The following is a 21,377-nucleotide window of genomic DNA, read 5'->3' as shown; positions in this document are numbered from 1 at the left end:
CGTCAGCCGCGCCCGCGGCGGCCCACCGGCGTATTGGTATCGCCGAGGAACTTGCGTGGATTGACCACCCGCCCGTCCGCCCACACTTCGAAATGCACGTGCGCGCCCGTGGAGCGGCCGCTGGATCCGGCCCTGGCCACCTGCTGGCCGGCGCGGACCAGATCGCCCACCTTCACCACCAGGCGCGAATTGTGCGCATAGCGGGTCACGTAGCCGTTGCCGTGGTCCACTTCGACCACGTTGCCGTAGCCGCCGCGCACGCCGGCATAGCTGACCACGCCGTCGGCGACCGACATCACCGGGTCGCCCACGTTGGCGTGGAAGTCCACCCCCTTGTGGAAGGCCGAACCACCGTCGAACGGATCGGCGCGACCGCCGAAGCCGGAGGTGATGTAGGTGTTGCGGATCGGCATCCGCGAGGGCACCGAATTCTGTTCGAGCTGGTGATCAAACATCAGCGTGGCCAGCACGTTCAGTTGCTGGCCGGAGGCGGAAAACTGCTGTTCGACCTGCCCTAGCGTCTGCTTGAGCGATTCGACCGGCATGTCGCTGACCGGCTCGTCGCCGCCACCGACGCCGACCGGCGCGTCGAAGTCGAACTCGCCATCCTTCAACTTGCCCATTTCGGTCAGCCGCTCGCCCAATGCATTGAGGCGGGTGGCCTGCGCCTGCAGCTCGCCCATGCGCGCGGCCAGTGCGTTGACCTGCGCCTGCGAGGCGCGCTGCGCCTGGGCCAGCTCGACCTGCTGCCGGGCGACCTTGGCCTGCAACGCGGAATTGGTCACCATGCCGGTGGCGGTGCTGGCACCGACGCCGATCAACATGCCCAGCCCAAGCACGGCGCCGAGGACTACCATCGGTCGATCCGCAGCGAAGCCCTGGAACTGCCGGGCCAACCGTTGCGTCCGGGTTTCGCGAGATTTGATTACAACTTTCTTCAACGCCATATGAGTGTCATGTCCAAGCCCAAGTCCAACGCACGCAACCCTTCCGTCCCACAACCGGCCATCGAGGCCGCGTTGGGTGAAAAGGCTGGCGACCCCTTGCGCCGCGCCTTGTGGCTCGATGCGCTGGACCGGCAGTTGCGCCCCCTGTTACCGCCTCATCTGGTCACCCGTTGCCGGCTGGCCAATGTCAGAGACGAACAGCTGGTTTTTCTGGTTGATTCACCTGTCTGGCATGCCAAGTTGCGACTTGCCGAGACCCAATTACTGGATGCCGCCCGATCCATCGGACTGAAGGCCACCGCAGTGACCATCAAGACCACCACCACTCCGCTGCATTCCCCAACGCAGCAGAATCGCGAGCGTCCACGCCCCGTGTCGGAGGCCACGCACAGAGGTCTGCGCGATGCGCTGGCCTCCTTGCAGGACGCTCCACCCACCAAACGGTGAGCTTCGTGCCGCCGTTGCGAGACGGCCGTCGCGGCGTGAAAGAATTGCGAAGACCGCGCACGACCCGACGCATCCTAGCGGGCCTCAGCCACGCAGGAGTTAGAGAAGCCTTAAATAAACGTTAAGAACGGGCCGGAAATACGACGGAGTTCACACTTCGAACGCCGATTACGGCATTCCCTGACATCAGGCGTAGACGGGGCTGGCGTAGGTGACCGGCGGTTGCACGCTGCCGTCGGGGAAGCTGACCCATTCCCAGGCGGCCTGATCCGCCAGCAGCGCGCGCACCAGCTTGTTGTTGAGCGCGTGGCCGGACTTGAAGCCTTCGTAGGCGCCCAGAATGGCGCCGCCAGCCAGATACAGATCGCCGATGGCGTCCAGGATCTTGTGCCGCACGAATTCGTTGGTGTAACGCAGACCGTCCTCGTTGAGCACGCGGAACTCGTCCAGCACGATGGCGTTGTCCATCGAACCGCCCAGGCCCAGATTGCGCTCGCGCATGTATTCGAGATCGCGCATGAAACCGAAGGTGCGGGCGCGCGAGATTTCCTTGACGTAGGCCGAGGTGGAGAACTCGATTTCCTGGCGCGACTGCTTGGCCGGGATCATCGGGTGGTTGAATTCGATGGTGAAGCCGAGTTTGTAGCCTTCGTACGGCTCGAAGCGCGCGACCTTGTCGCCCTCGCGCACTTCCACCGTCTGCTTGATGCGGATGAAGCGCTTGGCCTTGTTCTGCTCGACGATGCCTGCCGACTGCAGCAGGAATACGAACGGGCCGGACGAACCGTCCATGATCGGCAACTCGGCCGAGGACAGTTCGACGATGACGTTGTCCACACCCAGGCCGGCCAGCGCCGACATCAGGTGCTCGACGGTCTGGATCTTGGCGCCATTGCAGGTCAGGCCGGTGCACAGGGTGGTCTCGGTGACCAGTTCGGCATCGGCCGGGACTTCGACGATCGGCTCCAGGTCCACACGCCGGAACACCACGCCATGATCGACGGGAGCCGGTCGTAGCGTCATGTACACCTTGTCGCCACTGTGCAGGCCGACGCCGGTGGCGCGAATGGTGTTCTTGAGAGTGCGTTGCTGGGTCATATGCGAAGTCTGGATGAACAATGCAGACAGACGCTGAACCGGCTGTCTAATCCGTTGAGATTATCCGAATTTTAACAAGTCGCGCGTGACGGGAACTGTAATTCCCGGGTCACGCAACTGCAAAAGCTGCCGGATCGTGGCCGATCCGGCAGAAAAGGACATGGCACAGCATCCCCGGGGCGAACCCCGGGGCGGAGCGGAACGCGCCGCCGTAGCGACGCGGCCGACGCTCCTCAGTCAGCCTGGCGGCGCAGGAACGCCGGGATATCCAGGTAGTCGTTGGGCAGGTCTGCAGCCGGCGCAGCGGAACCGCCGCCGTTGTTGCTGCCGCTGCCGCTGCCGACCGAGTCGCTGCTCGGACGACGCAGGCCCAGGCCCATGCTGCCGCCGACGGCCTTGGACACCGCATCGCCGCCGCTGGTGTCGAAATCGCCAAACTCCGGCTGGCCGGTGGTGGCATTGCGCACCAGCTTGATCGGCGCGCGCTGGTCCGGACGCTGGGTCTGACGGGCAACCGCACGGTTCAGGCCAGTGGCCACCACGGTGACGCGCACTTCGTCCTGCATGTCCGGGTCAAGCACGGTGCCGACGACCACGGTCGCATCTTCCGAGGCGAACGCCTCGATGGTGCGGCCGATCTCGTCGAACTCGGACATGGTGAAGTCCGGGCCGGCGGTGATGTTGACCAGGATGCCGTTGGCACCGGCCAGGTTGACGTCGTCCAGCAGCGGGTTCTGGATGGCGGCTTCGGCAGCGGCCTGCGCGCGATCGTCGCCGCGTGCCGACCCGGTGCCCATCATGGCCAGGCCCATTTCCGACATCACGGTGCGCACGTCGGCGAAGTCGACGTTGATCAGACCCGGACGCACGATCAGATCGGCGATGCCCTGCACGGCGCCCTGCAGCACGTCGTTGGCGGCGCGGAAGGCCTGGATCATGGTGGCGTTGCGGCCGAGCACGGTGATCAGCTTTTCATTGGGGATGGTGATCAGCGAGTCGCAATGCTGGCTCAGTTCCTCGATGCCCTTCAGCGCGACCTGCATGCGGCGACGGCCTTCGAACGGGAACGGCTTGGTGACCACGGCCACGGTCAGGATGCCCATTTCCTTGGCCAGCTGTGCAACGACTGGCGCCGCGCCAGTACCGGTGCCGCCGCCCATGCCGGCGGTGATGAACACCATGTCCGCACCCTGCAGCGCGTCCATGATGCGTTCGCGATCTTCCAGCGCAGCCTGACGGCCGACCTCCGGATTGGCGCCAGCGCCCAGGCCCTTGGTGACGTTGGTCCCGAGCTGCAGCTGCAGCTTGGCGCCGCAGTTCTTGATCGCCTGCGAGTCGGTATTGGCGGTGATGAATTCCACGCCATCGACATTGGTGTTGACCATGTGCGCAACCGCGTTGCCGCCGCCGCCGCCCACGCCAACGACCTTGATGACCGCGTTGGGAGCCATTTTTTCAATCAGTTCGAAATGTGCCATGTCAGTGTCCTCTTGAGCCGGGATTGGGGAGTGGGGAGTCGCAACAGCGCTGGTCCCTGCCCCACTCCGCATCACGGCGAGTGTTGTTGTTTGAAAGTCGGGATTCGTGTGCCTGGGCCATGGATGCGCTATTGCGCTCTACGACTCACCGCACCTACTCCTCGACGCAATGCCTGCAAAAAATTTTACCGCCTACCCGCTCGCCGCTCTCCACTTAATCGTTGCTACCACTCTGTTTTTCTTTCGCTCTTGCCAATCCCAAATCCCGAACTCCAAATCCCGGTCCCTCAGAATTCCCCGCGATACCAATTCTTCAATTTCTTGAACAAGCTCCCGGCGCGTCCGGTCGGGATCGACGGGCGGCGCGGGTGTTCGATCTGGCTACCCATCAGCAACAGGCCCACGCCGGAGGCGTGCACCGGGTTGCCGACGACTTCGCCCAGGCCGGTGACGTGCTGGGGAATGCCCACGCGCACCGGCATCTGCAACATCTCTTCGGCCAGTTCGACCACGCCTTCCATCTTCGACGCGCCACCGGTGAGCACCATGCCGGCGCGCACCATTTCCTCGAAACCGGAGCGGCGCAGTTCGGCCTGCACCATCTCGAAGATTTCCTCATAACGTCCCTGCACCGCCTGCGCCAGCGCATGCCGTGGCATGCGACGCGGCGGGCGGTCGCCCACCGACGGCACCTGGATGCTTTCCTCGGCGGTGGCCAGCTGCGCCAGCGCACAGGCATAGCGCACCTTGATCTGCTCGGCTTCCGGAGTCGGAGTGCGCAACATGTGCGCGATGTCGTTGGTGACGTGGTCGCCGGCGATCGGCAGCGAAGCGGTATGGCAGATCGCGCCCTGCACGTAGACCGCCAGGTCGGTGGTGCCGGCGCCGATATCCACCAGCACCACGCCCAGTTCGCGTTCGTCGGCGGTCAATACCGCCACGCTGGAAGCCAGCGACGACAGCACCAGGTCGTCCACCTGCAGGCCGCACTTCTGCACGCACTTGGTGATGTTGGCCGCGGCCGACTGCGCGCACACCACCAGATGCGCGTGCACCTCCAGGCGCACGCCGGTCATGCCGACCGGATTGCGGATGCCTTCCTGCGAATCGTCCAGCACGTACTCGCGCGGGATCGCATGCAGGATGCGCTGGTCTGCGGGAATGGCCACGGCCTTGGCCGCATCCAGCACGCGCTCCAGATCGCTCCAGGTCACTTCGCCGTCGCGGATCGGCACGATGCCGGGCGAGTTCTTGCACTGCACGTGGTTGCCGGAAATCGACGCATACACCGAACGGATCTCGCAGCCGGCCATCAGCTCGGCCTCTTCCACTGCGCGCTGGATCGACTGCACGGTGGATTCGATGTCCACCACCACGCCGCGCTTGAGACCGCGCGATTCATGCGAACCGATACCAATCACTTCGATCGGATTGCCGGGCGAGTACTCGCCGACCAGCGCGACGACCTTGGAGGTGCCGATGTCCAGTCCAACGATGAGGGATTTGTCGCCTTTGCGGTTCATGTCTTAAAGCCGGGAATAGGGAATAGCGAATGGGGAATGGTCAACAGCGGTGCACGGAGGCGAGGAGAATTGAGAACGAGTGTGTGAGGCGCCGCGGGCGACACCGGCTTGGGTTTCTTCTCCATTCCCGACTCCCCATTCTCCATTCGCCGTTCGACCGTGAAGCCGTTGGTATAGCGCAGGTCGGCGCGGGCGATCGGGCGTTGCGGGTCGGCCAGTTGCGGCAGCACGCGGGCGAAGCGCTGCAGGCGGGCGCGCGCATCGTCGCGGCCGATCACGATCTGCACGCCGTTGCTCAGGCCCAGCGACCAGCTGCCGCGCGCGTCCATTTCCAGACGCTCCACATCCAGCCCGGTCGGTGCGAACAGTGCGCGTGATTCGTTGTAGAGCGCCACCACGTCCTGGGTCTTGCTGTCGGGGCCGCCGAGTTGCGGCAGCTTGAAATCCTTCAACAACGGCGGGGTGCGGAACAACCGGCCCTGCTCGGACAACATGCGGTCGGTGCCCCAGCGCGCGAACGGCTTGTGCTCGGTGACGTGCACTTCCAGCACGTCCGGCCAGCGCTTGCGCACCTGCGCACTTTCCACCCACGGCAGGCGCGCGATGGCGTCCTGCGCGTTCTGCAACTTCACCGCGAAAAAGCCCGCGCGCGCATACGGCAGGACCACCGCACGCAACTGCTCGGCCGGCACCCGCTTGAAATCGCCCGACACCCGCAGCCGCGCCAACGGCCAGCGCTCGGCACCGACCCAGCCATTGAGCACGGCCACCACCGGCAACGCGACCAGCGCCACCGCGAGCAACCACGCCAGGATGCGCAGGGTGGCGTTCATTGGTGTGCTCCGCACACGGGATTCGGCATTGGAGATTGGGGATTCGCAACGGCGCGCGCTGCGCTCGCGGGATTGGAAATTCGGGATTGGGGATTAGCCACAGCAACGGCAACGGCGCGCATGGCGTCGCTGTTAGCCAATCCCGAATCCCCAATCCCCAATCCCGGCCTCACAGCGTCTGCTCCAGCACGCGCCAGACCAGTTCCTCGAAATCGATGCCGAGCTGGCGCGCGGCCTTGGGCACCAGCGAGTGGCTGGTCATGCCCGGGGCGGTGTTGACTTCCAGCAGATACAACTGGCCGCTGGCGCGGTCGCGCATCACGTCCACGCGGCCCCAGCCGCGGGCGCCGGCGGCGCGAAAGGCGTCGAGCGCGAGCTGGCGGAGTTGCGTCTCGGCATCGCCGTCCAGGCCCGGGCACAGGTACTGGGTGTCGTCAGCCAGGTACTTGGCGTTGTAGTCGTACCACTGGCCCTTGGGCACGATGCGGATCGACGGCAGCGCGACCTCGCCGAGCACGGCCACGGTGAGTTCGTCGCCTTCGATCAGCTGCTCCATCAGCAGCGCGCCGTCGTAGCGCGCCGCCAGCGCCACGGCCTCTTCGAGCTGGGCCTGGTCGAACACGCGGCTGATGCCGACGCTGGAGCCTTCGTTGGCCGGCTTGACGATGACCGGCAGGCCGATCTGCCGTGCGGCGGCATGAATGTCATCGGCACTGGCACCGGCAGCCAGGCGCGCATAGCGCGGCGTGGGCAGGCCCAGCGACAGCCACACCTGCTTGGTACGGATCTTGTCCATGCTCAACGCCGAGCCCAGCACGTTGGAGCCGGTGTACGGCACCTTGAAGGCTTCCATCAGGCCTTGCACGATGCCGTCTTCGCCGCCGCCGTTATGGCCGTGCAGCACGTTGAAGACGCGATCGAAACGCTGCTCGACCAAGGCCTGCGCCAGGGCCGGAATGCCGTCGACCGGCTGCGCATCGACACCGCGCGCACGCAATGCCTCGAGCACGTTGCCGCCGGAATTCAACGACACCTCGCGCTCGGACGAGGTACCGCCGAGCAACACGGCGACGCGGCCGAACGCGGCCGGATCGCTGATGCGTGCGTTGGGAATCACCGCGCTCATGCGGTCGCTCCGGTGAAGCCGTTGTTGATGATGTGCTGTGCGACATAACCGATATCGCCGGCCCCCATCATCAGCAGCAGGTCGCCATCCTGCAGCACGTCCGGCAACACTTCGGCCAGGCCGGAAATCTGCCCGACCACCACCGGTTCGCTGCGGCCGCGTGCTCGGATCGCACGCGCCAACGCGCGCGCATCGGCACCTGGAATCGGCGCTTCACCGGCCGGATAGACCTCGCTCAGTACCAGCGCATCGACGGTGCTCAGCACCGCGGCAAAGGCGTCGAACTGATCTCGGGTACGGCTGTAGCGATGCGGCTGGAACGCCACCACCAGGCGCTTGTCCGGCCAGCCACCGCGGGCGGCGGCGAATACCGCTTCCAGCTCGCGCGGATGGTGGCCGTAATCGTCGACCACGCGCACGCGTGCACCGGTGCTGGTGGTGACTTCACCCAGGTCGTTGAAGCGACGGCCGATGCCGGCGAAGTTTTCCAGCGCACGCGCAATGGTTTCCGGCGCCACGCCCAATTGCCAACCGATCGCCGCTGCTGCCAGTGCATTGAGCACGTTGTGACGGCCCGGCAGTGCCAGCGTCACCGGCGTGGTGGTGCCTTCGGGCAGGCGCAGCGTGAAGCGCATGCGCGGGCCGTCCTGCACCACATCTTCGGCGCGCACGTCGGCGTTTTCGCTCATGCCGTAGCTCATCACGTGGCGCGGCGTCTTGCTGGCCAGTGCAGCCACTTCCGGGTCGTCGATGCACAGCAGCGCCAGACCGTAGAACGGCAGGCGCTGCAGGAATTCTGCGAATGCCGCCTGGATGCGCGAGAAATCGTTGCCGTAGTTTTCCAGGTGATCCGAATCGATATTGGTGATCACCGCCATCAACGGGTTCAGACGCAGGAAGCTGCCATCGCTCTCGTCGGCCTCGGCCACCAGCCACTGGCCGCCACCGAGCTTGGCGTTGGCACCGGCAGCCAGCAACTGCCCGCCGATGACGAAGGTCGGATCCAGACCGCCTTCGCTCAGCACGGCCGCCGCCAGGCTGGTGGTGGTGGTCTTGCCGTGCGTGCCGGCCACCGCGATGCCGCGACGGAAGCGCATCAGCTCGGCCAGCATCGCCGCACGCGGCATGATTGGAATGCGCTGGCTGCGCGCCTCCATCAGCTCGGGGTTGTCTTCGCGGATCGCACTGGACACGACCACGCAATCGGTGCCTAGCACGTTGGCCGCCGAATGCCCGCGCATCACCCGCGCGCCCAGCTTGGCCAGCCGCCGCGTCGCCACGTTATCGGAGTTGTCCGAGCCGGAGACTTCATAGCCCAGCGTCAGCATCACCTCCGCAATGCCGCTCATGCCGGTGCCGCCGATACCGACGAAATGCACGCGCGGGAAGGCACGCACCAGATCGCCGCTGTCCTGCAGACGGCGGATCACGCGGCACCTCCGGTGGAGGTGCCGGGATTGGAGATTAGGGATTGGAGATTGGCAACGGCGGCGATCGATCGCGCCGAAAATTGACCATTAACGGATTTCTGCATGCTTTCCTGCTTGTGCTGTTGCTCTTTACGAATCCCCAATCCCGAATCCCCACTCCCGGCTTCCTGAAGAATGATGTCGGCGATGCGTTCAGCGGCATCCGGCTTGGCCAGGGTGCGGGCGGCCTGTGCCATCGACAGGCGGCGGGCGGGGTCAGTCAGCAGGGTCTGCAAGACCTGCTGCAGCCGCACGGCCAGGGTGTCGTCCTGCTTGAGCAGCACGGCGGCGTCGGCGCCGACCAGGTATTCGGCATTGCGGGTCTGGTGGTCGTCCACCGCGGCGGCAAAGGGCACCAGCACGCTGCCGATGCCGGCGGCGCACAGTTCGGCCAGCGTCGATGCACCGGCGCGGCACACGACCAGGTCGGCCCAGGCATAAGCGGCGGCCATGTCGGCGATGAACGGTTCGACGCTGGCGTTGACGCCCGCTTGCGCGTACGCCGCGTCGGCTTCGGCGCGCAGCTTTTCGCCACACTGGTGGCGCACGTCCACATCCGGGTGACCGAGCGCGGCCAGTGCCGCCGGCACGGCCTGATTCAATGCGCGCGCGCCCTGGCTGCCACCGAGCACCAGCACACGCACGGCACCGCCACGGCCGACCAGGCGCGCGGCCGGCGCCGGAAGCGCTGCGATTTCCGCGCGCACCGGATTGCCCACCGCTTCTTCGCCGGCGAAGCTGCCCGGGAAACCGGTCAGCACACGACGCGCAAACCGCGACAACACCTTGTTGGTCATGCCAGGCGCGCGGTTCTGTTCGTGCACCAGCAACGGCACGCCAAGCAGCCGCGCTGCCAGGCCGCCCGGGCCGGCCGCGAAGCCGCCGAAACTGATCACCGCACGCGGCTGGCGCTTGCGCAGCACGAAACCGGCGGCGCGCACTGCGCGCATCACCCGCACCGGTGCACCGAGCAATTTCACCAGGCCCTTGCCACGCAAGCCGCTGATGGCCAGCGTGTCGAGTGGAATGTCGTGCTGCGGCACCAGCCGGGTTTCCATCGCGCCGTCGGCGCCCAGCCAGGTCACCGGCACACCACGCGCGCGCAGCACCTTGGCCACGGCCAGACCGGGGAAGATATGCCCGCCCGTGCCGCCAGCAAGAATCACCACTGGCCGAATCCCCGCACCTGGATGTGCGGGCGTTTGCGCGGGATTGGCATGCGCGCTCATGCAATCCTCCCGAAGGTCGGTTCCACACGCGGCTGCATGCGGCTGGTGCCGCGCAGGATTGCCGACGCCGGCGCCACCGATGTAGCAGCGACCGGTGCGGCTGCGGGTGCCGCGGCAACCGGGTCACGCTGCGGCTTGTGCGCCGGCGCATAGGCTGGCGTAACCGATTCGACCACCGGTTCGGCCGGCTCGGCCGACGGCGCGCCCGCACCCTGCGGCGACAACTTGCTGCGCAGGCGCTCGGCACGATCCATCTCGTAGGACACGCGCAGCAGCAGGCCCATCGCCACGCAGGTCATCAGCACCGACGAACCGCCGGAGGAAATCAGCGGCAGGGTCAGGCCCTTGGTCGGCAGGATGCCCAGGTTCACGCCCACCGAGACGAAGCTCTGCAGGCTGATCCACAAGCCGATGCCGAAGGCGATGTAGCCGGAGAAGTGACGCTTCATTTCCACGCAGCGCATGCCCAGCCAGAACGCGCGACCGACCAGCAGCGCGTACAGCGCGATCACCCCGCACACGCCGACAAAGCCGAGTTCTTCGGCAATGACCGAGAAGATGAAGTCGGTATGCGCTTCGGGCAGGTAGTTGAGCTTCTGCACCGAGGCGCCCAGGCCCACGCCGGTCCACTGGCCGCGGCCCACCGCCATCAAGGCGTTGGACAGCTGGTAGCCGGAGCCGAGCTGGTCGGCCCACGGGTCCAGGAACGAGGTGATGCGGCGCAGCCGGTACGGCTCCAGGATCGCGATGAAGGCGAATACCGGCAGGCCGAACACGATCGGCATCGACATGCGCGGCAGGTTCACCCCGCCCAACACCAGCATGCCGGCGGTGATCGCCAGCAGCAGCGTGGACGAACCGAAGTCCGGCTGCATCAGCAGCAGGCCGACCAGTGCGATCGCCACGCCCAGCGGCTTGAGCATCGCCGGCCAGGTCGCATTGACCTCGTCGCGAAAGCGCACCAGATAGCTGGACAGCCAGACGATGTAGAGCACCTTGACCGCTTCGACGGTCTGGAATTTCGATACGCCCAGGTTGATCCAGCGTTTGGCGCCGTTGACGCTGCTGCCCAGGCCGGGCACGAACACCACCACCAGCAGACCAAAGCAGGCCAGCAGCAACACCTGGTTGTACTGCTCGATGGTCTTGAGCTCGGTACGCATCGCCCAGAACGCCAGGCCGACGCCGATGCCCAGGAACAGCAGGTGGCGGGTCAGGTAATAGAACGGGTTGTCGGACAGCTCGATCGAGCTGGACGCCACCATCACCACGCCGAGCGAAGCGAGCGTGGCCGCGGCCCCGAGCAGCCACGGGTCGTAGCGGCCGCCGATGGCGTCCAGTCGCGTGGCCTGGCGGGACATGTCGTTCATCAGCGCACCTTCAACGTGGCAAGGCCAATCAGCACCAGCACCACCGAAATGATCCAGAAACGCACGATCACGCGCGGTTCCGGCCAGCCCTTGAGCTCGAAGTGGTGATGGATCGGCGCCATGCGGAACACGCGCTTGCCGGTCAGCTTGAAGCTGGCGACCTGGATCATCACCGACAGCGTTTCGATCACGAACACACCGCCCATGATCACCAGCACCAGCTCCTGGCGCACGATCACCGCGATGGTGCCCAGCACCGCGCCCAGCGACAGCGCGCCGATGTCGCCCATGAACACCATGGCCGGATAGGTGTTGAACCACAGAAAGCCCAGGCCTGCGCCGGCGATCGCCGAGCAGATGATGATCAGCTCGCCGGCCCCGGGAATCAGCGGGATTTTCAGGTATTCGGCAAACACCACATTGCCCGAGGCGTAGGCGAACACGCCCAGCGCGCAGGCCACCAGCACGGTCGGCATGATCGCCAGACCGTCCAGGCCGTCGGTGAGGTTCACCGCATTGGAGAAGCCGACGATCCAGAAATAGGCGATCACCACAAAGCTCACGCCGGCCAATGGCAGCGCGATCGACTTGAACATCGGAATGTAGAAGGTGATCGCGGCCGGCACGTCGGCGGTGTAGTACAGGAACAAGCCCGCTGCCAGGCCGAAGATCGACTGCAGCAGATACTTCCAGCGCGACTTCAGGCCGTTGGGATCGCGGCGCACGATCTTGATCCAGTCGTCGTACCAGCCGATCGCGCCGAAACAGATCATTACCGCCAGCACCAACCACACGTAGCGGTTGCGCAGATCGCCCCACAGCAGCACCGACAAGGTCACCGTCAGCAGGATCAGCGAGCCGCCCATGGTCGGCGTGCCGGCCTTGGAGAAATGCGTCTGCGGGCCGTCCTGGCGGATCGGCTGGCCACCCTTGAACTGGGCCAGCTTGCGGATCACCGCCGGGCCCATCCACAACGACAGAAACAGTGCAGTCAGCGCAGCCAGGATGCCGCGGAAGGTCAGATAATTGAACAGCCCGAACAGGCTCTCCAGTTGCTGCAGCCAACGCGCCAGCTCAAGCAGCATGGGATGCGTCCTCCGCCGGGGCGAGCAGCGCGGTGACGATGCGGTCCATGGCGCTGCCACGGGAGCCTTTCACCAGCAGCGTGGGCGGGGTGTGCGCCGTGGTGGCGGCAGTCTGCGCCGCCGCACCGGTGTGTTCGTACATCGAAGAAGATTCCTGCGTTTGGGTCGGCGAAACGGCGAGCTGCGCCAGATCCGCCTGCAAGGCCGCGATCAACGCGGCATGGGTGGCGCACACGCGGCCGCCCTCGCCGAACGCCTGCGCGGCGGCGGCACTGAGCTCGCCCAGCGCGTACAGGCGCTGCAGCTTGGCCGCGCGCGCGCGACGTCCGGCGGCGGCATGCAGGGCCGCGCCTTCCGGGCCGAGTTCACGCATGTCGCCGAGCACCAGCCAGCCTTCGCCAGGCGCAGCAGCCAGGGTGTCGATGGCGGCATCCAGCGAACCGGGATTGGCGTTGTAGCTGTCGTCGATCAGCACCGTGCCGCCGGACAGGGTGTGGGTGATCTGGCGACCGGCCACCGGGCGCGCCTGCGCCAGACCGGCGGCGATGATCGGCAAGGCGATGCCCGCACCCAAGGCCAGGCCGGCCGCAGCCAGCGCATTGAGCACGTTGTGGCGGCCCGGCAACGGCAGCGCGATCTGCGCCTGGCCTTGCGGGGTCACCAGGGTGAACTGCGCGCCACTGGCCTGTAGCCGCAAGCCATGCGCGGTGATCTCGGCACTGGCCTGCAGGCCATAACGCAACACGCGACGGCCCTGCACCGGCTGCGCCTGCAGTTGCTGCTCGAACCAGGCACCGAAGGCGTCGTCGGCATTGATCACCGCCACGCCATCGGACGGCAATGCGGCGTAGATGGCGCCCTTGGTACGGGCGACGCCGAGCAGGCTGCCCAGGCGTTCCAGATGCGCGGGGGCGATGTTGTTGACCAGGGCCACGTGCGGCTGCGCGATCTCGGTGAGATAGGCGATATCGCCCGGCTTGCCGGCGCCCATTTCGTAGATCGCCAGATCCGCATCGTCCGGGGCGGCGATCACCGCCAGCGGCAGGCCGATCTCGTTGTTGCGATTGCCCGGCGTGGCGTACACGGTGGTTCCGTCGACACGGCCGGCCTCGCTCAGGATGGCCAGCAGCAGGGCCTTGACGCTGGTCTTGCCGTTGGAGCCGGTCAAGGCGATCACCCGCGTGGCGCGGTCGCGCTGCATGCCGGCGGCGATACGCGCCAACGCCAGTTCGGTATTGGCCACCAGCACCTGCGGCACGCTCAGCGCCGGCAGCAGGCGATCGACCAGCAAGCCGCTGGCACCATGCGCCACCGCGTCTGCGGCAAAGTCGTGTCCGTCGAAACGCTCGCCGCGCAGCGCTACATACAGGCTGCCGTTGGCCAGCGTGCGGGTGTCGTTGCCGACGGTATCGATCATGGCGTCGTCGCCATGCAGCTCGCCACCGGCCCAGTGGGCGATCAACGACAGCGGAGTGAGCTTCATGCGCGCACTCCCAGTACGGTCCGCGGCAACAAGGCCTGCGCCGCCACGATGGCGTCGTCGAAGGCATGCCGCACACCGGCGATTTCCTGATACGGCTCGTGGCCCTTGCCGGCGATCAGCACGATGTCGGAGGCACCGGCCATGCTGATGGCCTGATGGATCGCCGCGGCACGGTCGCGCTGCACGATCGCCGCATCCGGGCGCGCGAAGCCGCGCAGGATATCGGCCACGATCACGTCGCCATCTTCGCCACGCGGGTTGTCGTCGGTGACGATCGCCACGTCGGCGTTGACCTCGGCAATGGCCGCCATCTGCGGGCGCTTGCCGGTATCGCGCTCGCCACCACAACCGAACACGCAGATCAGCCGGTCCTGTGCATGCGCGCGCAGGCTGGCCAATGCCTGTTCCAGCGCGTCGGGCGTGTGGGCGTAGTCGACGACCACCAACGGTGCGCCATGCGCGCCACCCAGGCGGTTCATGCGGCCGTGGATCGGCTGCAGCTGACCGAGCACGTCGGCGATCCGTGCCGGCGCGATGTCCAGCGCAGACAAGGCGCCGGCCACGGCCAGCAGGTTGTCCACGTTGAAACGGCCCAGCAGCGGCGAGTGCACCGGATGCACGTGACCGTCGATATGCAGCGCGAAATTGATCCCGTTGTGATCCAGCTGCAGCGCCTGCGCACGCACGCTTGCCTGGGCCTGCACACGCGAACTCACGCCGATCGCGCGCAGCGCGGGGTCGAGCGAGGCCAGCAGCGTGCGGCCGAACTCATCGTCCAGGTTGACGACCGCGGCCTTCAATCCGGCGCGCGCGAACAGCCTGGCCTTGGCCGCGCCGTACTGCGCCATGTCGCCGTGGTAATCGAGATGGTCGCGGGTGAGATTGGTGAACACCGCCACGTCGAAATGCACCGCGTCCACGCGGCCCTGGTCCAGCGCATGCGAGCTGACTTCCATCGCCACAGCCTGCGCGCCCTCGTCGCGCAACTGCGCCAGCAAGGCATGCGTCTGCAGCACCAGCGGCGTGGTGAAACCGGTCGACACGGCGCTGCCGTACAGGCCCACGCCCAGGGTACCGAGCGTGCCGGTGGGGGTGCCGAGCAGCGTCAGGGCCTGCGCCAGCAATTGCACGGTCGAGGTCTTGCCGTTGGTGCCGGTGACGCCGACCATGCGCATCGCCTGCGAGGGCTGGCCGTGGAACTGATCGGCCATCGCGCCCAGGCGCGCCCGCAAACCGGGCACGGCGATCGCATCGGCCGGTGCCGGCAGATCGGCCGGCGCCGGTGGCTCGAACAACACCGCCGCCGCGCCATTGGCGCGCGCCTGTTCGACAAAATCCAGGCCATGCGCGCCGAAACCGGCGATCGCTACGAAGGCATCGCCCGCACGCACCGCACGGCTGTCCATCACCAGGCCCGACACCTGCACGTCGTGTGCAAGCGGCACGTCCGGCAACAGCTGCGACAGCGGCATGGCGCGGCTCACTGGCGGCTCTCCTGCAACGGTGCAGGCTGGGCGGGTGCGGGCAGCGCGGCCGGCGCAACGGCGGTGGGAATACCGGCAGACACTTCGTCCACCGGATCCGGCACCAACGCCGGGTCCAGGTCGGCCGGCTGCGGCTTGACGACCGGCTGTCCGGTCTTGCCGGCAGCCTGCGCGGCCAACCAAGACTGGATGTCGTCCGGCGGCACGTCCATCAGCCGCAGCGCGCCTTCCATCACCCGATGGAACACCGGTGCCGACACCAGGCCGCCGTAATACACCTTGCCCTGCGGATCGTTGATCACGATGACGGTGGCAAAGCGCGGCCGCGTGGCCGGCACCAGGCCGGCGAACAGCGCGTTGTAATGCCCGCGCTCGTACCCGTTGGCGCCGTTCTTGCGCGCGGTACCGGTCTTGCCGGCGACGTGATAGCCCAGGATCGCCGCGCCCTTGGCGCCACCCTGGGTGACCACGGTTTCCATCATGTCGATGACCTGGCGCGCCACGTCGGGGGTGACCACCTGGCGGGTTTCGTTGTGCTGGCCGCGCACGAAGGTCGGCGGGGTCAGCTTGCCGCCATTGCCCAGCGTGGCGTACGCCTGCGCGATCTGCAGCGGCGTCACCGACAGGCCGTAGCCGTACGACATCGTGGTCTTGGACGGGCCGCTCCAGCGCGCCGGCTGCAGCACCACACCGGCCGATTCGCCAGGAAACCCGCTATGCGGCGCAGCGCCGTAACCGAAGTTGCGGATCGACTGATAGAAGGTCTGGTCCGGTACCTTGGCCGCGATCTTGGCCGCGCCGATGTTGGAGCTGCGCGTGATCACGCCGGTGACATTGAGCACGCCGTTGTTGCGCGGCACATCGCGGATGGTGAAGCGCCCCACCGACATGTAGCCGGGGTTGGTGTCGATGACGGTGTCCTTGGTCACCACGCCGGCGGTCAGCGCGGTGGCCACAGTCAGCGGCTTCATCGTCGAGCCCGGCTCGACCAGATCGGTGACCGCACGGTTGCGGCGCGCCGACGGGTTGATGCCGGTGACCGCGTTGGGGTTGTAGGTCGGCAGGTTGACCATCGCCAGCACTTCGCCGGTGGCCACATCCATCACCACCATCGACCCGCCGGCAGCGTTGTTTTCGACCAGCGCGTTGCGCAGCTCCTTGTAGGCCAGGAACTGGATGCGGCGATCGATGCTCAGCGTCAGGTCCTTGCCCGGCTGCGCCGGACGCACCAGATCCACGCTCTCCACGATCGCGCCGCGCGCATCGCGCACCACCTTCTTGGAGCCCGGCTTGCCGCGCAGCCATTCGTCGAAGGCCAGCTCCAGGCCTTCCTGGCCGCGGTCGTCGATATTGGTGAAGCCCAGCACGTGGGCCATCGCCTCGCCTTGCGGATAGAAGCGACGGAACTCGCGCTGCGAGAACACACCGGGGATCTTCAGATCGACAATGGCATGTGCCTTGTCCGGGTTGATCCGGCGCTGCAGGTACATGAATTCCTTGCCGGCCTTCTGCGCCAGCTTGGCATTCAACTCATCCAGCGGCTGGCCGAGCGCCTTGGCCAGCTCGGGAATGCGGTCCGGATTGCGCAGCAGTTCCTGCGGATTGACCCAGATCGATTCCACCGGCGTGGACACAGCCAACGGCTCGCCGTTGCGGTCGGTAATCATGCCGCGCGAGGTGGCGATCGGCAGCTCGCGCAGGTAGCGCGCTTCGCCCTGGCGCTGGTAGAAATCGCGGTTGACCAGCTGCACGAACGCCGCGCGGCCGATCAGCGTCACCGAGCACAGGCCCAGCGCGATGCCGACCAGCGTCAGGCGGCCACGCAGGTTGAAGTTGCTGCGCGCGCGGTTGCGGCCGGCCTTCATGGCGCACCTCCGTGTGCGCGGCTGTGCCGTGCAAAACGGCTGTCGTGCCGTTCTGTCATGGGCGCACCACCACGATGTCGTTGGTCTCCGGGAACTTCATCCCGATGCGCGCACGCGCGACCTGATCCACGCGATTGCTTTCCGCCCAGGTGGCCTGCTCCAGCTGCAGCCGGCCGAATTCGATATTCAATTCATCGCGCGTGTGCTCGAGCTTGGACAACTGCACGAACAGCTTGCGATGCATGTGGCGCATGTACACGACCCCGATCGCCGAGGCGATGCTGCAGGCAAGCAGCACGATGAGCAGCAGGCGGCTCATTGGGCGTCTCCTTGAGACGCCGGGATTGGGGATTCGGGATTCGAGATTCGCTCAGAGCGCTTTTCCAATCCCGAATCCCTACTCCCGAATCCCAGCTTCTCAGCCACCCGCAACACCGCGCTGCGGGCGCGCGGGTTGACGCTCAGTTCGGCGTCGTCGGCCTTGATGGCGCCGCTGATCAGCTGCAGCGTCGGCACGAAGGGCTGGGCTTCGGGCAGGCGGCGGTTGCTCGGCGGGGCCTTGGCGTAGCGGGCCATGAACTGCTTGACGATGCGGTCTTCCAGCGAGTGGAAGCTGATCACCGCCAGGCGGCCGCCGGGCTTGAGCGCGCCCAGGGCGGCGTCCAGGCCGGCTTCCAGATCGTCCAGCTCGCGGTTGATGTAGATGCGGATCGCCTGAAAGCTGCGCGTGGCCGGATGGGTCTTGCTGTCGCCGCGCGGCATCACCGAGGCGATCAGCTCGGCCAGCTGCGCGGTGCGCAGCAGCGGCTGTTCGGCGCGGCGGGCCACGATGGCGCGCGCGATGCGGCGGCTCTGGCGTTCTTCGCCATAGGTCCACAGCACATCGGCGATGTCGCGGTCGCTCGCCTGCGCCAGCCACTCGGCCGCGCTCTGGCCGGCGTCAGGGTCCATGCGCATGTCCAGCGGGCCGTCCTTGCCGAAACTGAAACCGCGCCCGGCCACGTCCAGCTGCGGCGAGGACACGCCCAGATCCAGCAGGATGCCGTCGACGGTTGCCGCAGCGACCACCTGGCCAAGACCGGCAAAGCTGCCGCGATGGATGGACACGCGCGCATCGTCACCGAACGACTGTTCGGCCACGGCGATCGCGTCGGGGTCCTTGTCCATCACCAGCAGTCGACCTCCCGGGCCAAGATGTTGCAGCACGCCACGGGCGTGTCCGCCACGTCCGAACGTGCCATCGAGATAGGTTCCGTTTTCGATCACCTGCAGGCCGTCCAGAACCTGCGTGTACAGCACCGGCACATGGGCCGCCGGTGGCTGCGACACCGGGTGACCGGGCTGCGCTTCACCGCGCATCCGGGCACCCCGGCTCACAACCTGAGATCGAGCAATTCATCGCCCAGATCCCCGTCAGACAATGTCTGCTGGATCAGTGCGCGATGTGCCTGCTCGCTCCAGAGTTCGAATTTGTCGCCCATGCCCAACAGCACGGCCTTCTTCTCGATGCCGACCGCATTGCGGTGGCTGGCCGGGACGCTCAGACGGCCATTGGCGTCCAGCTCCAGCACTGCGGAAGAACCGACCAGTTTCTGCTGCAGCGTGCGGACCACGCGCTGGGTGTTGGGCTTGGACATCACATCGTCGCGCACCCGCTCCCACTCCTTTTCCGCATACAGCCACAGGCATCCGGCTTCGAACGGGTTGTAGGTGAGCACCAGGCGATTGCCGCTCACGCGCGCAACCAGGTCGCGGTACGCGGTTGGCACCGCCATACGCCCCTTGTCGTCCACCGTGATGGCAGTCTCGCCCTGAAACACCGAATACAACCTCGAATACCCGCTGGGGGATCATTGAACCACGAAAAACCACAAAACACCTGGTTTTCCCTCCGTTGCCCACCTTAGCAGCGCGTCAAAGGTTGTCAACAACTTTGAAGGTCACAAATCGCCAGTCGCATCAATGAGTTGCAGCACTCTTTAGAGACTTGTTCAAAGGTTATCCACAAGTTGCTGTTTCGTCTCAGATTTTGAGATTGAACAAAAATTCAGGGGCGTGAAGGCCATGTAAACCCGACCGCAGTCTCACTTCACACTGCGCCAGCTGCACGTGGCAACTGCGCAAACAGGCGACAATCGGCGGCATGTGCCTGGTCGCTCTTGCCTGGAAAGCCCACCCGCGTTGGCGTCTTCTGCTGGCGGGCAACCGCGATGAATTTCACGAACGTCCGACCGCTGCGCTGGCGCGCTGGCCGGCACCCGCCGACGGCGTGCTGGCGGGCCGCGACCTGCGATCCGGTGGCAGTTGGGTGGGCCTGGGCAGCGACGGCCGCGCCGCGGTGGTGACCAACGTGCGTGACCCGCTGGCCAGCGCGTCCGGCCGCTCGCGCGGACATCTCATTGCCGACTATCTGGCCGGCAGCCTGGACGCGGCCGTGTATGCCGGCGACCTGGCAGCGGCTGCGCATGAATTCCCGCCATTCAATCTATTGCTGTGCGACGCCGAGCGCTGCGAACACCTCAGCAACCACCCGCCGTTGGCACGCACGCTGGCGCCCGGCATCCACGGCATGTCCAACGGCCCGCTGGACGCGCACTGGCCCAAGACCGCTGCACTGACTGCAGTCCTGCACGACTGGTGCGCCGCGGGCAGCGACGAGCTGCAGCCGCTGTGGACCGCCCTGGGCAACCCGGCCATCGCGCCGGACGCTGCCCTGCCCCACACCGGCGTGGACCTGACCACCGAACGCCTACTCTCGGCCGCCTTCATCAACGGCCCCAGCTACGGCACCCGCGCCAGCACCATCGTCGCGGTAGACCACCAGGGCAGCGGCTTCATCCACGAACGGCGCTTCGGCCCGAACGGCATCTTCCAGGGCGAGACGCGGCTGGAGATCTAGCAAGACCGGAACCGGTGGCGGGACGCTCAGCCAGAGATGCAGGGCCAGCCCCGCGCGCTGCCTCCATCCGCCCTTCGGGCACCTTCCCCCGCAAGCGGTGGAAGGCAGAAATCTTCGGGACCGCTCTTCCACTTTCCGCAAGCCGGGAGGAAGCAGACCTCGCTCTCCTTCCCCCGCAGGCGGTGGAAGGCAAAAAGGTCTGGACCCGCCATTCCCCTCCGCAAGCCGGAGCAGAAAGCAGCAGTCATTACCAAGCAATTCCATCGACAGCAGTTCCATCGATGGCAGACGACCCGACGCTCCAGCAGTGCACCCGAGTGCAAGCCCCCTTGAGTCAAGGGGGCGCGGCGACAGCCGCAGGGATTTGGAATGCCCGGAGCGGGACCCGCGTTTTGTACCGCCAACGGCGGTACGAAGCGTGGGCGCCTTAGCTTTGGGCGATGCCCAAAGCAAGGCGGCGGAGCCGGCCGGTAAGCCGGGTTCTGTCGTGGACAGTCATTCGTCTAGGCGCTACGTCACCGCAGCGCTCAAGCAACCTACCCGGATCCAGCGCGGGCCACGCCAATGGATCCCTATTTGGTCTTGCTCCAGGTGGGGTTTGCCGTGCCGGTCCGTTACCGGACTCGCGGTGCGCTCTTACCGCACCATTTCACCCTTACCGGCCCCTCGCCACCCCTCTGCAGCCTCCGAACGCACTTGGCGATGCTGATGCATCGCCGACACGTTTCAGCGGCGGCAGAGGGGTGACGAGGGACGTAGGCGGTATCTTTCTGTTGCACTTTCCGTCGGCTCGCGCCGCCCAGGCGTTACCTGGCACCTTGCCCTATGGAGCCCGGACTTTCCTCGGCACTCTTGCGAGTGACGCGACTGTCTGGCCGACTCCGCCGGGGCGCACTATACGCTATCGCCACCGTGCACAACGGCGCCGCGACTTCCCCCCCGCCATTGCCGGTAGGCCCGCAATTGCCCGTAGGAGCGCACCCGGGCGCGAGAGCGCCTTACCGAGAAAAATCCCAGTGCACGTAAACCTGCTCCTGCAAC

At 66.4% G+C, this 21,377-nt stretch carries 18 protein-coding genes and 1 other RNA gene; 2 read left to right on the top strand and 17 right to left on the bottom strand.

The genetic code is table 11. The features are described from left to right. Positions 1-2 precede the first annotated feature (2 nt). Positions 3-947 carry a M23 family metallopeptidase gene (locus tag LL972_RS10045; RefSeq protein WP_228327469.1) on the bottom strand — a complete coding sequence of 315 codons (945 nt, stop codon included), beginning with the start codon at positions 945-947 and terminating at the stop codon, positions 3-5. Between LL972_RS10045 and LL972_RS10040 the strand changes: the two genes are divergently transcribed. Next, positions 948-1,394 (top strand): DUF721 domain-containing protein, encoded by a 447-nt coding sequence (locus LL972_RS10040; protein WP_228327468.1) that lies wholly within the window; start codon positions 948-950, stop codon positions 1,392-1,394. A 186-nt stretch (positions 1,395-1,580) separates the two neighbouring features. On the opposite strand, the gene lpxC is transcribed toward LL972_RS10040, so the two are convergent. The 15 genes from lpxC to LL972_RS09965 form a co-directional block, all read right to left on the bottom strand. After that, on the bottom strand, positions 1,581-2,492 hold the full coding sequence (gene lpxC / locus LL972_RS10035) for a UDP-3-O-acyl-N-acetylglucosamine deacetylase (RefSeq protein ID WP_228327467.1): 912 nt from the start codon (positions 2,490-2,492) through the stop codon (positions 1,581-1,583). A gap of 233 nt (positions 2,493-2,725) precedes the next feature. After that, on the bottom strand, positions 2,726-3,970 hold the full coding sequence (gene ftsZ, locus LL972_RS10030) for a cell division protein FtsZ (RefSeq protein WP_104584569.1): 1,245 nt from the start codon (positions 3,968-3,970) through the stop codon (positions 2,726-2,728). A gap of 287 nt (positions 3,971-4,257) precedes the next feature. After that, positions 4,258-5,493, bottom strand: a complete 1,236-nt coding sequence (gene ftsA, locus LL972_RS10025; RefSeq protein ID WP_003485272.1) for a cell division protein FtsA — start codon at positions 5,491-5,493, stop codon at positions 4,258-4,260. Next, positions 5,490-6,326 carry a cell division protein FtsQ/DivIB gene (locus LL972_RS10020; RefSeq protein ID WP_228327466.1) on the bottom strand — a complete coding sequence of 279 codons (837 nt, stop codon included), beginning with the start codon at positions 6,324-6,326 and terminating at the stop codon, positions 5,490-5,492. The genes ftsA and LL972_RS10020 overlap by 4 nt, the downstream gene beginning before the upstream one ends. A gap of 169 nt (positions 6,327-6,495) precedes the next feature. Then, complete coding sequence (locus tag LL972_RS10015; RefSeq protein ID WP_228327465.1) at positions 6,496-7,452, bottom strand: D-alanine--D-alanine ligase; 957 nt, start codon at positions 7,450-7,452, stop codon at positions 6,496-6,498. Next, positions 7,449-8,882 (bottom strand): UDP-N-acetylmuramate--L-alanine ligase, encoded by a 1,434-nt coding sequence (gene murC / locus LL972_RS10010; RefSeq protein WP_228327464.1) that lies wholly within the window; start codon positions 8,880-8,882, stop codon positions 7,449-7,451. The genes LL972_RS10015 and murC overlap by 4 nt, the downstream gene beginning before the upstream one ends. Beyond that, a complete protein-coding gene (gene murG, locus LL972_RS10005) occupies positions 8,879-10,150 on the bottom strand; it encodes an undecaprenyldiphospho-muramoylpentapeptide beta-N-acetylglucosaminyltransferase (RefSeq protein ID WP_228327463.1) in 1,272 nt (423 codons plus the stop codon). Before murG ends, murC begins: the two co-directional genes overlap by 4 nt. Next, complete coding sequence (ftsW, locus tag LL972_RS10000) at positions 10,147-11,520, bottom strand: putative lipid II flippase FtsW (RefSeq protein WP_228327462.1); 1,374 nt, start codon at positions 11,518-11,520, stop codon at positions 10,147-10,149. The genes murG and ftsW overlap by 4 nt, the downstream gene beginning before the upstream one ends. Further along, a complete protein-coding gene (mraY, locus tag LL972_RS09995; RefSeq protein WP_104538520.1) occupies positions 11,520-12,605 on the bottom strand; it encodes a phospho-N-acetylmuramoyl-pentapeptide-transferase in 1,086 nt (361 codons plus the stop codon). Before mraY ends, ftsW begins: the two co-directional genes overlap by 1 nt. After that, the gene (locus tag LL972_RS09990; RefSeq protein ID WP_228327461.1) at positions 12,595-14,088 is read right to left on the bottom strand and encodes a UDP-N-acetylmuramoyl-tripeptide--D-alanyl-D-alanine ligase; all 1,494 of its coding nucleotides are present in this window, start codon (positions 14,086-14,088) and stop codon (positions 12,595-12,597) included. The genes mraY and LL972_RS09990 overlap by 11 nt, the downstream gene beginning before the upstream one ends. Next, positions 14,085-15,560 carry a UDP-N-acetylmuramoyl-L-alanyl-D-glutamate--2,6-diaminopimelate ligase gene (locus LL972_RS09985; protein ID WP_228327507.1) on the bottom strand — a complete coding sequence of 492 codons (1,476 nt, stop codon included), beginning with the start codon at positions 15,558-15,560 and terminating at the stop codon, positions 14,085-14,087. The genes LL972_RS09990 and LL972_RS09985 overlap by 4 nt, the downstream gene beginning before the upstream one ends. An 8-nt stretch (positions 15,561-15,568) precedes the next feature. After that, positions 15,569-17,437, bottom strand: a complete 1,869-nt coding sequence (locus LL972_RS09980) for a peptidoglycan D,D-transpeptidase FtsI family protein (RefSeq protein ID WP_228327460.1) — start codon at positions 17,435-17,437, stop codon at positions 15,569-15,571. A 55-nt stretch (positions 17,438-17,492) separates the two neighbouring features. Then, a complete protein-coding gene (gene ftsL, locus LL972_RS09975; RefSeq protein WP_005991913.1) occupies positions 17,493-17,756 on the bottom strand; it encodes a cell division protein FtsL in 264 nt (87 codons plus the stop codon). After that, positions 17,753-18,796: a 16S rRNA (cytosine(1402)-N(4))-methyltransferase RsmH gene (rsmH, locus tag LL972_RS09970; RefSeq protein ID WP_228327506.1), complete on the bottom strand. Its 1,044-nt coding sequence runs from the start codon at positions 18,794-18,796 to the stop codon at positions 17,753-17,755. Before rsmH ends, ftsL begins: the two co-directional genes overlap by 4 nt. Positions 18,797-18,810: 14 nt before the next feature. After that, positions 18,811-19,266: a division/cell wall cluster transcriptional repressor MraZ gene (locus tag LL972_RS09965; protein WP_228327459.1), complete on the bottom strand. Its 456-nt coding sequence runs from the start codon at positions 19,264-19,266 to the stop codon at positions 18,811-18,813. Between the two features lie 314 nt (positions 19,267-19,580). Between LL972_RS09965 and LL972_RS09960 the strand changes: the two genes are divergently transcribed. Next, on the top strand, positions 19,581-20,336 hold the full coding sequence (locus tag LL972_RS09960) for an NRDE family protein (RefSeq protein WP_228327458.1): 756 nt from the start codon (positions 19,581-19,583) through the stop codon (positions 20,334-20,336). 455 nt (positions 20,337-20,791) lie between these two features. Here LL972_RS09960 and rnpB read toward each other — a convergent pair. Then, positions 20,792-21,219: RNase P RNA component class A (rnpB, locus tag LL972_RS09955), an RNA gene on the bottom strand. Between the last annotated feature and the right edge of the window lie 158 nt (positions 21,220-21,377).

Origin of the sequence: Xanthomonas campestris pv. asclepiadis (genome assembly GCF_020784175.1) — a bacterium.
Lineage (GTDB): Bacteria > Pseudomonadota > Gammaproteobacteria > Xanthomonadales > Xanthomonadaceae > Xanthomonas > Xanthomonas campestris_D.
The sequence above is the reverse complement of the archived record's forward strand: the minus strand, read 5'-3'. Positions and strand labels throughout refer to the sequence as shown.

Coding starts and splice junctions, on each gene's coding strand:
- LL972_RS10045 (WP_228327469.1), bottom strand. CDS start 947: ATGGCGTTGAAGAAAGTTGTAATCAAATCTCGCGAAACCCGGACGCAA.
- LL972_RS10040 (WP_228327468.1), top strand. CDS start 948: ATGAGTGTCATGTCCAAGCCCAAGTCCAACGCACGCAACCCTTCCGTC.
- lpxC (WP_228327467.1), bottom strand. CDS start 2,492: ATGACCCAGCAACGCACTCTCAAGAACACCATTCGCGCCACCGGCGTC.
- ftsZ (WP_104584569.1), bottom strand. CDS start 3,970: ATGGCACATTTCGAACTGATTGAAAAAATGGCTCCCAACGCGGTCATC.
- ftsA (WP_003485272.1), bottom strand. CDS start 5,493: ATGAACCGCAAAGGCGACAAATCCCTCATCGTTGGACTGGACATCGGC.
- LL972_RS10020 (WP_228327466.1), bottom strand. CDS start 6,326: ATGAACGCCACCCTGCGCATCCTGGCGTGGTTGCTCGCGGTGGCGCTG.
- LL972_RS10015 (WP_228327465.1), bottom strand. CDS start 7,452: ATGAGCGCGGTGATTCCCAACGCACGCATCAGCGATCCGGCCGCGTTC.
- murG (WP_228327463.1), bottom strand. CDS start 10,150: ATGAGCGCGCATGCCAATCCCGCGCAAACGCCCGCACATCCAGGTGCG.
- ftsW (WP_228327462.1), bottom strand. CDS start 11,520: ATGAACGACATGTCCCGCCAGGCCACGCGACTGGACGCCATCGGCGGC.
- mraY (WP_104538520.1), bottom strand. CDS start 12,605: ATGCTGCTTGAGCTGGCGCGTTGGCTGCAGCAACTGGAGAGCCTGTTC.
- LL972_RS09990 (WP_228327461.1), bottom strand. CDS start 14,088: ATGAAGCTCACTCCGCTGTCGTTGATCGCCCACTGGGCCGGTGGCGAG.
- LL972_RS09985 (WP_228327507.1), bottom strand. CDS start 15,560: ATGCCGCTGTCGCAGCTGTTGCCGGACGTGCCGCTTGCACACGACGTG.
- LL972_RS09980 (WP_228327460.1), bottom strand. CDS start 17,437: ATGAAGGCCGGCCGCAACCGCGCGCGCAGCAACTTCAACCTGCGTGGC.
- ftsL (WP_005991913.1), bottom strand. CDS start 17,756: ATGAGCCGCCTGCTGCTCATCGTGCTGCTTGCCTGCAGCATCGCCTCG.
- rsmH (WP_228327506.1), bottom strand. CDS start 18,796: ATGCGCGGTGAAGCGCAGCCCGGTCACCCGGTGTCGCAGCCACCGGCG.
- LL972_RS09960 (WP_228327458.1), top strand. CDS start 19,581: ATGTGCCTGGTCGCTCTTGCCTGGAAAGCCCACCCGCGTTGGCGTCTT.